The organism is Pseudomonas fragariae (ex Marin et al. 2024) (assembly GCF_059621105.1).
Genome location: NZ_CM184369.1, coordinates 2,364,123 through 2,376,070, shown reverse-complemented (window position 1 = coordinate 2,376,070; position 11,948 = coordinate 2,364,123). Strand labels below are relative to the sequence as shown.

Sequence of the window (11,948 nt, the reverse complement as noted above, 5' to 3'; positions counted from 1 at the left end):
CGATGCATTACCTTGAGGTAAACCTGGTTGAACCCCGTGACGACGGCCCGAAAGCGGTCTCGGGAAAGAGGCCGAAAGACTACGGGGATCCAACCGAATGCTCTGTAGGACGTTTCCTAGGTAAACGTAGGGAGGTTCTGACAGCAGAGGATCGTCGGGGAAAATACCGATAAGCGTAGGTGACATGACCCGGTACGCACCGACATTCCTAAACCGTTTGGGAGCAACCTGAGCCTGCTTATACCCGGCAGGGTGACTGCGGCAGGCCGCAGGCACCCTCTGCCGGTGACCCTCCTTAGTTTTTCGCTGGTTGACCTGTTTTGAGCACGATAGGACAAGGCCCGGTTGCGTCGTACATCCCTACCCGGGCGGTGGTTTCCAGCGAGGTAATGGTTTCGCCTCCCATGCTGAAGGAGTACTTGATCCTCGCGCTCCCGTTCGGGCTGCTGCCTGAAGGATCGTAGATGGGCAGAATGTGTTTATCGTAGGGGGTGACCAGCCAGGTGAAACCGGTGACAGGATGGCTGGCTCCCAGCGAGATAACCTCGTCTTTTTCGGTACCGTCAATAGGATCGTCGCCTGTAGGTCCCCCGGAGCCATACCAGTGCAAAGTGACGGTTTCACCGTCCGACAGATATTTCGAAAGATCTGGAACGCGAACCCGTATACCCGGTTCATCCGGGCCAGGATTCCCGATGCCATCGGCAAAGAGTGAGTCGCAGTTCAACCAGCCGTTTGAACTGGTGCCCTCAAAGAGCGGTGCGTCCGGGGTGATGACAATGGCACTTACGTTGACCAGCGTGTCCGGCGAGTGTGTCGTGTTTTCTGAATCGGACGCGTGGATGCGGTAATGAACCGGCAAATCAGCGCGATTGCCTTCATAATCGATATAACTCCAGGGTATTTCAACCTCACGCGCGGAGCCTGCCGTGTCAGAAACAGCCACGGTGTATTGCGCCTCTGCTACATGGCTCGTGCCCCAGTAGAAATCGATAATTTCTCCCGGCTGAAGCTTTTCATACAGTTTGAAAGTGACCTTGGCAGCCTGGTTGTTGTCCGCGGCTGTCAGGACGTTCACTAAATTGGACGTCTGGCCACGGACTTCGACCGGCAGTAATGCGTCGTTGACCGGATCCGGCCACTCAGGATCGGTGATCGGGTCGGGTCCGATAGTGGCGAAATTGACATTGACGCTGGTGCTTTTCACTTCGGACGGAACGACGCCACGCAGGATTCGATAACTCACATCGGTGGCCTGGACGCCGCCAGTCACTTGATTGTATTGATCACGCAGAACCGGATCAGGGACCCTGATCGACACCGGAAACTCCGGGAAGCTGCCGACTTCCTCAGATCGTAGCGGTTCAGTGCCCCAGGTGACTTCGATACGGTCGGTCGGCTTCCAGTTATCGAACGAGTGGATCAACACTTCGACCCCGAGTCTCGCATCAGGCAGGTTGATCAACTTTTCTGGTGGCTCTGCCAATGGCACTTCGGGGTCTTGCAGGTTGTCGGCCAATGGCCCCAGCGCCACGTCTATGCGCTTGTAGTTGGAGAGCGGGCTACGGTTGGTGGCTTTGTCCCTGAGGAAGTAAGCCACGTAATAGGGCTCGTCCCTGGACGAGTCAATGGCCGAAACGGGGTATGTCACCGTATTATTCGTCGAGCGTTCCACTTCAACGAAATCCACCGGAGCTGGCAGATCTGCGGGATCGTCTGGCAACGGTGTGCCGACCCAATAAAAGGCTACCATGTCGCCGGGTTTCCAGTCGTCATAGTCAGGCAGCGTGCCGACCAGACCACCCGGATTATCATCCAGAAACGCCTGGGTCAACTGATCTGTATTCAGAATCATCTGTCCAGGCTCAAGATGTCCGCCTGGCGGCGTGGTATCGACGATCAGGTTGATCGATGGGCTGACGGTCTCTTGATCATTCGGCTGTCTGATTCGGTAGCGCAGACTGTAAGCACCGTCTGCAGGCTTGTCGAAGCCGGGCAGAAAACTGCTCAACGGAATCTCGATCTTCTTGGGAAAGGTACCAGGGGCCACCGGTGCCGTAACGGTATCGGTAAACACCACGGTAAACTTGTCGTCATCTGGCGCCGTACCGATGGCCCACTCTATTGAAAACGTATCGAAGTCACCCGGGTCAGTGACCAGTCCTGCCCACTGAGGCAGGGTGACCTCGAGAAATTCGCCAGCCAGGACATCCTTGTTCAGCGTTCCATCGGCCGGGTCCACAATGCCCGCCACCTGTGCCGGGGCAAGGTCTGCGTCGAGCCCTGAACCGCGTTGACTGCGCGCCAGCCGGTAGGCGATACGCGCTTTTTTTTTGTCATCCAACGTTGCTGTTGTTTTTGAATCGACCATCATCAGCACTCCCTCGCTATCCGATTGCCGCCCTGTTTATGTAGAAAACGTGCGGGCGGATTGATAATGCGCCCAGGGCCTGCTGCCATTTCATCCCGAGCCGCGATGAAACGGCAACAGACCCTGACCTTCTCGACAAAAGTTTGTCTGCCAGAACCAGCCATCCAGGCCAGTAGCCCGTTCGATTAAACGGTAGTTGCGCGACACTGGATACTGTCAGAACTACCAGGGGCGCGCTTCGCAGGGCACGCTCGACAGGCGTCTCGTATCAATCTCGATACATTTATGACATGCCCCCGACATTCGGTCGCGCCACCCTACCGCCGAGCCTCCGGGCGAAGTAGCATGAGGGGCAGCGTTGATCTTCAACAGCAGCCAGTCCATGGCGGCACAAGCAGGCGACAGACGCATTATGCAAGCACTTCCCGACACTACCCTGGATGCCACATCGACCGATCAGCGCTGGAGCGTTCGTGCGCTGATCGTCGATGACGATGTGGCCATTCGCGAACTGCTCTGCGACTACCTGACGCGCTTCAATATCAACGCCCGTGGCGTCACCGATGGCACGCAGATGCGTCAGGCACTGACCGACGAAACCTTCGACGTGGTGGTGCTGGACCTGATGCTGCCCGGTGAAGACGGCCTGTCACTGTGCCGCTGGCTGCGCAGTACGTCGGACATCCCGATCCTGATGCTGACCGCCCGCTGCGAACCGACTGACCGGATCATCGGCCTGGAACTGGGTGCCGACGATTACATGGCCAAACCGTTCGAGCCGCGCGAACTGGTCGCGCGCATCCAGACTATTCTGCGCCGGGTCCGTGACGAGCGCAGCGATCAGCGCACCACCATTCGTTTTGACGCCTGGCGCCTGAACAGCGTCCTGCGTCAGTTGACCGCGGCCGATGGTCTGGTGGTGCCGCTGTCCAACGCCGAGTTTCGTTTGTTACGCGTGTTTCTCGAACGGCCACACCGGGTGCTGAGCCGTGAACAGTTGCTCGATGCAGCCCGAGGCCGCTCGATCGAGGCGTTTGACCGCAGTATCGATTTGCTGGTCTCGCGTCTGCGCCAGAAGCTCGGCGATGACCCGAAGAATCCGCAACTGATCAAGACCGTGCGCGGTGAAGGCTATCTGTTCGATGCCAGGGAGCTGGGTTGATCCGCAGATTCGATACGCTGTTCGCGCGACTGTTTGGTGGCGCTCTGTTGGCTATCCTGCTGGCGCACCTGCTGGCTTTCATCTGGTTCACCCAGTACGGCATGCGCCCCCCGCCGCCAACGCCCAACGAGTTCAACGCCGAGCATGGGCAATTCGATCAGCGGCCCATGCACAGACCGCCGATCCTCGGTGGCCCGCTCATATTGCTGTTCTTCCAGTTCATCACCCTGATCATTGCCGCGTGGTATGGCGCCAAGGCCCTCAGCCGTCCCGTGCGGAGCCTGAGCGAAGCCGCCGAACGCCTGAGTGAAGACCTCGACAGCCCGCCACTGGAAATCAGCGGCCCGCAGGAAGCCCGACAGGCTGCGCAGACGTTCAATCTGATGCAGCGCAAGATCCGCGAACAGATGCAGCAGCGCGGGCGCATGCTGGCTGCGGTCTCCCATGATCTGCGCACGCCCCTTTCGCGGCTCAAGCTGCGTGTCGAACAGATCGAGGAGCCCAGGCTGCACGGCCAGATGACTCAGGACCTCAATGACATGATCAGCATGCTCGACGCCACGCTTGCCTACCTCAATGAGCACCGGCGCAGCGAAGGCCTGCAGCAGTTCGACCTGCAGGCGCTGATCGAGTCGCAGGCCGAGAATGCCCAGGACAATGGCGACGACGTGCAATACGAAGGCCAGTGCAAGCCGCTCAAGACGCAGCCGATGGCACTGCGCTCGTGCCTGCAGAATCTGGTCGACAACGCTCTGCGTTATGCCGGCAGCGCGCGCATTGTGATTGAGGACAGCGCCGATCACGTGCGCATATCCGTCGTTGATCACGGACCAGGGATTGCGCCCGAGTTTCACGAGACAGTATTCGAACCGTTCTTTCGCCTGGAAAGCTCGCGCAATCGCAACTCCGGCGGAATCGGCATGGGCATGAGTATCGCCCGGGAAGCGGCGCGGCGTATCGGCGGCGAGCTGTCGCTTGCGCAAACCCCGGGCGGCGGCCTGACGGCAATACTGGTCCTGCCACGCCTCTGACATATTCTGTATCACGCCACGTACAAAGCTTACATTCCCTCGACAACTGACGCCCCGAGGCTGCAAAAGCCGGTACACCGTTATCGGGCACATTCATCTCAGGGGAGTGAGACCAATGATCAGTGGAATAAGCAGCAGTTTCTCCAGCTACACCAGTTCGACCAGTGCAACCTCCAGCACCAGCAACAAGAAGTTTCAGGAAGAGCTGTTGGCCAAGCTGGATACCGACGGCGACGGCAGCATTGGCAAGAACGAGCTGAGCTCGGCCCTGTCGTCGAACAGCAAGGATGGTGTCACGGTGAGCCTGAGCAAGGCGTTCAGCGACCTGGACAGCAATGACGATGACAGCCTGGATGCCGACGAGCTGGCCGCCATGACACCACCTCCGCCGCCGCCCATGCAGTCGGTCGACGAGCAGGCAGAAGACCTGCTCGGCGCGCTGGACAGCGATGGCGACGGCGCAATCAGCAGCGACGAGCTGACCACGGGGCTGAGCAATACGGGCAGCACGGCAAACAGCAACCAGGTGTTCGATGCACTGGACACTGACGAAGACGGCACAGTCAGCCTTGAAGAGCTGGTCGCCGGCATGCAGCCGCAACAGCCTTCTGCCGGTATGTCGTCTGCGCAGGTGAGCACTTCCAGTGCCACTGAAAGCACCAGCCTGTTCAGTACGCTGGACAGCAATAGCGACGACAGTATCAGCGCTTCCGAGTTGTCTGCCGCATTGAAGCAGAGTGACAGCACCATTGATCAGGGCAATACCGACCAGATCGCCACTCAGGCCTTGAACAAGATGATCGCCGCACTCAGCGAAAAATATGACACCCAGAGCAGCAAGCCAGTCGGCAAGTACCTGGACACCGCTGCGTAAGGCGAGGCTCCGCCGCGCGTCAGGGCGCGGCGGAAACTTTCGCCGTCAGCGGCTGCGGGCACGCTCGCTGCCGACCCAGTCGGTCAACAGGCTGTAAGCGACTGCCAGCAGCGTCGGGCCGATGAACAGGCCGATGAAGCCAAAGGCCAGTAAGCCTCCGAACACACCCAGCAAGACAATCACCAGCGGTAGATTGCCGCCCCTGCTGATCAGGTATGGCTTGAGCACGTTGTCCACGCCACTGATGATGAACATCCCCCAGATGCCCAGAAATATCGCCATGCCGTACTCGCCCTGCCAGACCAGCCAGGCAGTGGCAGGCAGCCAGACCAAGGGCGGGCCCATCGGAATCAGACTGAACAGAAAGGTCAGAATCCCCAGCACCAGTGCACCGGGAATGCCCGCGATCAGGAAGCCGATCAGCGCCAGCACCGCCTGGGCCGCTGCCGTACCGATGACCCCGTTGACTACGCGTTGCACGGTGCCGGCGACCAGATCCAGATAATACTGGGCGCGCTCCCCGATCAGGCGTTCCAGCAGGCTGAGCACGAAGGCGGCCAGCCGCGGACCGTCCCTGTAGAAGAAGAAGGCGAAGACGATGCTCAGAGTCAGCTCCAGAATCCCGCTGCCGATCTGCGCACTGCGTGCCAGAATCCAGTTACCGACCTGACCCAGATGCGGCTTGAGCGTCGCCATGAATGCCGCGCCTTGCTGATCGATGGTGGTCCACAGCGCTACCAGTCTTTCGCCCACCAGCGGAATACCCGCCAGCCATTGCGGTGGATCGGGCAAGCCGTCGACCTGAATGTCCTTGATCAGGCCCGTGGCGTCACGCACATGGTCGGCGAGATTGAAGCCCAGCCACACCAGCGGTGCCGCAACCAGCAGCATCCAGCACAAGCACATCACCAACGCGGCCAACGACTCGCGGCCCTTGAACCAGCGGGTCAGCAAACGCATCAGCGGCCAGCTGGCGAAGGCCAGCACCGCGCCCCAGACCAGCGCCGACCAGAACGGCGCCATCACCCAGAGGCAGGCACCAAACAGCGCCAGCAGCAGAATCTGCACCAACAGACGGTCATTGTTGAACATGCGCTATTCACTAAAAAGGATCGGAGAGAGCGAGCATAATGGCGAACCTGCCAGTCCGCCATCGCTGTTCTAGCGGATAACCTCGATCTTGAGCCCCTTGCCTTCAGTGACGCCAGCCTCGAGCCGGGCAGCGCGAACGCCTTTGGTGATCAGGGCGTCAAGCCAGGCGCCGGCACTGGGTCCGGACACCGTGGCGCGCAGGCCACTGTCCTGGTTAAGGGCGCGGGAAACCAGAGTAACCCAGGCATCCTGTGGCTCGCCGCCCAGGCGCGGAAGTTCCAGCGTGCCGGTGCTTCGCAATTGGCGCAGCAAGGTGGCCGAGGTCGGCAGCAGTTCGCCCAGTGGCGCAGCGGATTCAAACTGCTCGACGTGCAGGTAGGCACGGCGGTTGCCACGGGTGATGCTGTAGAGCGCTACCAGCGTGTCATTGCGCGGTTCTGCCAGACGCAGCAACAGGTAAGCCTGGCGGTCATCCGCGCCGTACAGCTTGGCGTTGCCGAATACTTCGTTGGCCCACAGGCTGCTCTCTCCGCAGTCGCGCGCCTGACACCAGAACAGCAGCTCGGCACCCTGCTGCTGCAAGGCTTCGCGCGCCGCAGTAAAAGCGTCGTCGGCAGTGCGCTCGGCAGGTAATTGATAGGTGACAGACGTCAGATTGCCGCGCGCACTGACCTGGCCGTCGAAACGCAACTGGCCGCTGATCTTGCGGATCGAGCCCATCGGGTAGACCCGCTCGAGCTCGGCAGCCGGACGATAATCCACGATTTCCGTGTCGGCCAGACGCGGCAGAATCTGCAGATCGCTGCTGCCTGTTACATCGGCGGCGCACAGCACAGCGCTGAACATCGACAGGCACAAGGCGACAACGGGAACACTTGATAAACGCATGAGTGCTCTCATTGGCAGGCAAGCAGGGAACGAAAATATAAAAGATCGCCAGCGAGGCGGTCACCAGAGGCTGCGGATTGATCCATCACGGTTGACTCCTGTTTCAACCTGCCCAGCGTCGGCAGTTGCCGGGCTCAAGTCAAGAAGCAGCGAAGAAGCGATTGATACAGTGTGCAACAGCGCTCGCGCCCTGCTCGTCGTCCAGGTGCAGATGATGACCGCCTTCAAGCTGCACGACGTCGAAAGGCAGCCCGGACAGCATGAGCTGATTTTTCGTCAGCATGCCGCCTGTAGCGACCAGCAGTTGCGTCGGGCAACGGATAGCGTTGACGAAAGACATCGCCTGCTGATGTGTAAGACGTATCGCAGATGGCAGCGTCAGGCGGCTGTCGCTGCGCCAGGTATAGCCGCCGGGTACCGGCATCAGGCCGCGTTGCGCGAGTAATTCGGCAGCCTCGCGACTGACCGGGACGACGCCTTTCATACGCGCCTGAACAGCGCGTTGCTGATCCTCGTAAACCGGCTTTTTCTTGCCCGACAGCCTGAGCTGCGCCTGCAGCGCGGAGCCCATCCGCTCGGCGGCGGATTCGGGGTCGCCGGTCAAGGGAATCAAACCGTCGATCAGTGCCAGCCGCGTGACACGCTCCGGCAACGACCCGGCCAGCAATACCGAAATGATCGCGCCCAGTGAATGGCCCATCAGGGCAAAGCGCTGCCAGCCCAATTGCTCGGCGACCTGCAGCACGTCGAACACGTAGTCGGCCAGCGCATAGGACGCCCCGGCAGGCCGATGCGCTGAATGACCATGCCCGGCCAGATCGAGCGCCACGATGCGCAGGCCATCCAGTTGCGGCGCCAGGCGGGCAAAGCTGTTGGCATTGTCGAGCCAGCCGTGCACGGCAATCACCGGCCGGCCGTCCTCGGGGCCGTAAAGATGGGCAGCCAGTTCGATATGCCCCAGATTGAAACGCACTTCCTCCACGCTAAACGTCACGCCGTCAACCTTGAGGCGCTACGCGCGTCCCAGCGAGCCAGCAGCGTTTTGAGCAGCCATGCGGTTTCATCCGGTCGTTCAAGGGGAAACATGTGCCCTCCGGGCATGGACAGGTATTCGCCTTCGCGCATGCGTCGGGCCAGATAACCATGATGAGGCATGATCACCCGGCTGTGTTTGCCGCGCACCATGGCCAGCGGCACCTTGAGTTGCCGTGACGGCACCGGGCTGGTGTGCGGGATGCTGCGGTAGATGCTGATCTCGGTCGCCGGGTCGAAGCGCAGACGCCACTGCCCGCCCTCCTCGCGCAGACCGTGTTGCAGGTAAGCGGTCAGACAGTCGGGATCGAAGCGGCTGAACAGGGTCTTGCCCGCGAAGTAGGCGCGTGCCGACGGCAGATCGTCAAACGCCTCACGTCGGCCCAGGGTGCGACCCGCTGGCGTGATGCGGTCGATAAAGCCCAGCCGCTTGGCGGCGCGTATGAACAACTGGTCAGCCAGCCCCAGCACCGGCGAATCGAGCATCACCACGCCCCGGTAGAGTTCCGGGCAGCGCAATGCGGCATGCAGGTGCAACACGCCACCGAGCGAGTGCCCTACCCCCCACACCGGGCCCGGCTGCTCACGCAGATGGTGGATCAGCTCATCGACCAGACTCAGCCAATTGTCATCCACCGGAAAACGCGGGTCATGGGCATGCTGCTCAAGATGAGTCACCGAATACTCCGGTGCCAGCGCGCAAAACAGCTTGCTGTACGTCGCCGAAGGGAAGCCATTGGCGTGAGCAAAAAACACCGGTTGCGACATGCCGATACTTCCATGAGCGGGCGAGTCACGATTGTGCCAAGTTGCTTCGCAGATCGGCAATGACTGGAACCGCCATCGCAGGTGTCACTCCGGCCATCAGGATGACCCGATACGGCGGTCGGAGCAGCATGAAGGCCTATAAAGCCTGGGTGAACCGGTCCAGGCAAGCCTTTATATAGGCGACCTGAAAACCAAAAGACTGCCTGAAGAGAGCCTTGGCTTAAGCAGAGGGATTAATAGCTGAGAACACTCAATTGACTGGAGGCTCTTTGCCATGCGCTAGGACGGCAACCGTCAGGCGCGAAATGCAGCTTGGCTTGCCTTCGTCGTTGCTGATGCGGATGTCCCATACATGAGTGGTCCGGCCTATGTGCACAGGCCTGACCACACCGGTGACACGCCCGCTACGCACACCACGCAAATGGTTGGCGTTGACCTCCAGCCCGACGCAGAAATACTTGCTCGGGTCGACGATCAGGTAACTGGCCATCGAGCCCAGCGACTCGGCCAGGACCACGGAGGCACCGCCGTGCAGCAGCCCGAAAGGCTGATGGGTACGTTGATCGACCACCATGCTGGCCGTCAGAGAATCATCGGTGAATGCTTCGAAGCGAATATCCAGCACTTCGCCGATGGTGTTTTTTTGAGCCGCCATAAGGGCTTCGATATCGGGAGCCTGACGCCATATGCTCATGCTGAATCCTTTTCCCGGGAGAGCCGCATTCGCGGCGGTCATTCATTGCGCGTACAGGCTGTTCAGACGTGCCTGACGCTGTTGAGGCGCATGCCGCCTGCCACTACGAACTCGCCTTCCAGTTCGGCAAGACTGGCCGTGCTCATCGGCTCGGCCTGTTGCGGACTGCCATGCGCCAGTACCCCGATCAGTTCGCCCACCAAAGGCTGATGGCTGACCAGCAGTACTTCATCGACACCCAGCTTGTCCAGTTGCGCCAGCACCTCACGCGGGCTGCTGTCGGGGGTAAGCCAGGGCGCGGTGACGATCGAGCCATCGAATGCCAACGACTGACGCACCAGCTCGGCAGTCTGTTGTGCACGCACGTAGGGGCTGGCAATGATCCGTTGCACGGGCTTGTCTGTCAGGTGCAGCGCACTTTTCAGCACTTCCTCACGCCCATGTGCAGTCAACTCGCGCTCGGCATCACTGCGCGCCCGCGACTGCGCTTCGCCATGACGCAATACCCAGACCTTCATGGCTTTGGCGCCTCATTGCGCACCGGCTGTGCCGCTGGCGGGACATGATGGGCCACCTCGCCTTCGGGCGCACGCGGCGCTGGCCAGTCGCCGAAAGGCCAGGGTTTGTGGTCGCTGTGAAACGTCCCGAAACGACCGATCTGCGCCAGGTACTGGCTGATGCTGTCGCCGAAGTTCATCAGGCCGCCATTCGGCGCGCCGTAAATCAGGCGATAGACCAATTGCACCAGCACCACGCCCGCCAGGATGATCTGGGCGACGTGCCATACCCCCAGAAACAGCAGCATCCACAGAATGCGCAGCAGGATCGATTCGTTGTGCTGGATTTTCGACTCGTTCAAGACCTTCTCCTGATCAGACTGAATTCAATTAAAGCCGGTAATCGAAATGAAATCGACGTCCGTCTTGGGCTCGGCCCGCATCAGCGCCTCAATGACCTGGCTGAGCGTACGGCCTTCAAAAAGAATCGCATGCAGCCCCGCGACCAATGGCATATAGACCTGCACTTCCTGCGCTTTGACCTTAAGCACCTTGAGGGTGTTCACACCCTCGGCCACCTCGCCCAAACGCGTGACCGCTTCATCCAGCGTCAGCCCCTGGCCCAGCGCAAAACCGACCTGATAGTTGCGGCTTTTCGGCGAGGAACAGGTGACGATGAGATCGCCCACCCCGGCCAGGCCCAGAAAGGTCATCGGGTTGGCGCCCTGGCTGACCGCAAACCGGGTCATTTCCGCCAGCGCCCGGGTGATCAGCATGCTTTTGGTGTTTTCGCCCATGTCCAGCGCCACCGCCATGCCGGCAATAATCGCGTAGACGTTCTTCAGGGCCCCGCCCAGTTCGACACCAAACCGGTCATTGCTGGCATAGACGCGAAAGGTTCGCCCGTGCAATGCAGCCTGAACCTCCTGACACAGTGCCTCGTCTTCGCTGGCAACCACTGTTGCGGTCAGCGCATGTTCGGCGATTTCCCGCGCCAGATTGGGCCCGGACAACACGCCGATACGCGCCTGCGGGACGATCTCTTCGAGGATCTGACTCATGAGCTTGAAGCTCTGCGCTTCGATACCCTTGGTCAGGCTCACCAGCATCTTGCCATTCAGGCGCGCGACATGAGGCGACAACACCGAGCGCAAGGCACTCGATGGCAAGGCGACGAAGATCAGTTCGCTGGCGTCGAGCACCGCCGTCAGGTCGGTGACCGGCTCGACTTCAGGACGAATCTTGATGCCCTTGAGGTAGCGGGGGTTTTCACGATTGACGCGAATGGCCTCAGCCTGCTCCGGATCGCGCATCCACTGACGAACCTGATGGCCGTTCTCGGCCAGCAGATTGGCAATGGCCGTACCGAAGCTGCCACCGCCAAGCACCGCGACGGGTTGCTGTGTGGTCATAAAACTATCCATCCAGAGCCATTCAAGTGGCGATGCCGTCATTATACGGAGCAACACGTTATCGGCCAGCGACAAAGCTGTTCGGTTACGCACTCCGTACGTCATCATTCAACAAGTTCGCTGGAAA

At 60.3% G+C, this 11,948-nt stretch carries 12 protein-coding genes; 3 read left to right on the top strand and 9 right to left on the bottom strand.

Features of this window, described 5'->3' with window-relative positions:
- Positions 1 to 295: 295 nt before the first annotated feature.
- The gene (locus AC54XV_RS10485; protein ID WP_054092933.1) at positions 296 to 2,374 is read right to left on the bottom strand and encodes a hypothetical protein; all 2,079 of its coding nucleotides are present in this window, start codon (positions 2,372 to 2,374) and stop codon (positions 296 to 298) included.
- Between the two features lie 409 nt (positions 2,375 to 2,783).
- Between AC54XV_RS10485 and AC54XV_RS10480 the strand changes: the two genes are divergently transcribed.
- From AC54XV_RS10480 to xopAW, 3 genes are all read left to right on the top strand, one after another.
- Positions 2,784 to 3,533 (top strand): response regulator, encoded by a 750-nt coding sequence (locus AC54XV_RS10480; protein ID WP_024640732.1) that lies wholly within the window; start codon positions 2,784 to 2,786, stop codon positions 3,531 to 3,533.
- The gene (locus tag AC54XV_RS10475) at positions 3,530 to 4,564 is read left to right on the top strand and encodes a sensor histidine kinase (RefSeq protein ID WP_011267386.1); all 1,035 of its coding nucleotides are present in this window, start codon (positions 3,530 to 3,532) and stop codon (positions 4,562 to 4,564) included. The genes AC54XV_RS10480 and AC54XV_RS10475 overlap by 4 nt, the downstream gene beginning before the upstream one ends.
- Before the next feature lie 115 nt (positions 4,565 to 4,679).
- Positions 4,680 to 5,438 carry a XopAW family type III secretion system calcium-binding effector gene (xopAW, locus tag AC54XV_RS10470; protein WP_058398555.1) on the top strand — a complete coding sequence of 253 codons (759 nt, stop codon included), beginning with the start codon at positions 4,680 to 4,682 and terminating at the stop codon, positions 5,436 to 5,438.
- A gap of 45 nt (positions 5,439 to 5,483) precedes the next feature.
- Here xopAW and AC54XV_RS10465 read toward each other — a convergent pair whose 3' ends face one another.
- From AC54XV_RS10465 to AC54XV_RS10430, 8 genes are all read right to left on the bottom strand, one after another.
- Entirely contained in the window at positions 5,484 to 6,530 is a 1,047-nt protein-coding gene (locus tag AC54XV_RS10465) for an AI-2E family transporter (RefSeq protein ID WP_003406124.1), read from the bottom strand.
- 69 nt (positions 6,531 to 6,599) lie between these two features.
- A complete protein-coding gene (locus AC54XV_RS10460; RefSeq protein ID WP_024640735.1) occupies positions 6,600 to 7,418 on the bottom strand; it encodes a DUF4892 domain-containing protein in 819 nt (272 codons plus the stop codon).
- Between the two features lie 139 nt (positions 7,419 to 7,557).
- Positions 7,558 to 8,412, bottom strand: a complete 855-nt coding sequence (locus AC54XV_RS10455; protein ID WP_003406126.1) for an alpha/beta hydrolase — start codon at positions 8,410 to 8,412, stop codon at positions 7,558 to 7,560.
- A complete protein-coding gene (locus tag AC54XV_RS10450; protein ID WP_011267383.1) occupies positions 8,409 to 9,218 on the bottom strand; it encodes an alpha/beta fold hydrolase in 810 nt (269 codons plus the stop codon). The genes AC54XV_RS10455 and AC54XV_RS10450 overlap by 4 nt, the downstream gene beginning before the upstream one ends.
- 250 nt (positions 9,219 to 9,468) lie before the next feature.
- Positions 9,469 to 9,912 carry a hotdog fold thioesterase gene (locus tag AC54XV_RS10445; protein WP_058398554.1) on the bottom strand — a complete coding sequence of 148 codons (444 nt, stop codon included), beginning with the start codon at positions 9,910 to 9,912 and terminating at the stop codon, positions 9,469 to 9,471.
- 62 nt (positions 9,913 to 9,974) lie between these two features.
- On the bottom strand, positions 9,975 to 10,430 hold the full coding sequence (sixA, locus tag AC54XV_RS10440) for a phosphohistidine phosphatase SixA (protein ID WP_003406129.1): 456 nt from the start codon (positions 10,428 to 10,430) through the stop codon (positions 9,975 to 9,977).
- Entirely contained in the window at positions 10,427 to 10,771 is a 345-nt protein-coding gene (locus AC54XV_RS10435; RefSeq protein WP_003343544.1) for a DUF4389 domain-containing protein, read from the bottom strand. The genes sixA and AC54XV_RS10435 overlap by 4 nt, the downstream gene beginning before the upstream one ends.
- 24 nt (positions 10,772 to 10,795) lie before the next feature.
- Entirely contained in the window at positions 10,796 to 11,821 is a 1,026-nt protein-coding gene (locus AC54XV_RS10430) for an NAD(P)H-dependent glycerol-3-phosphate dehydrogenase (protein ID WP_003406131.1), read from the bottom strand.
- Positions 11,822 to 11,948: the final 127 nt, after the last annotated feature.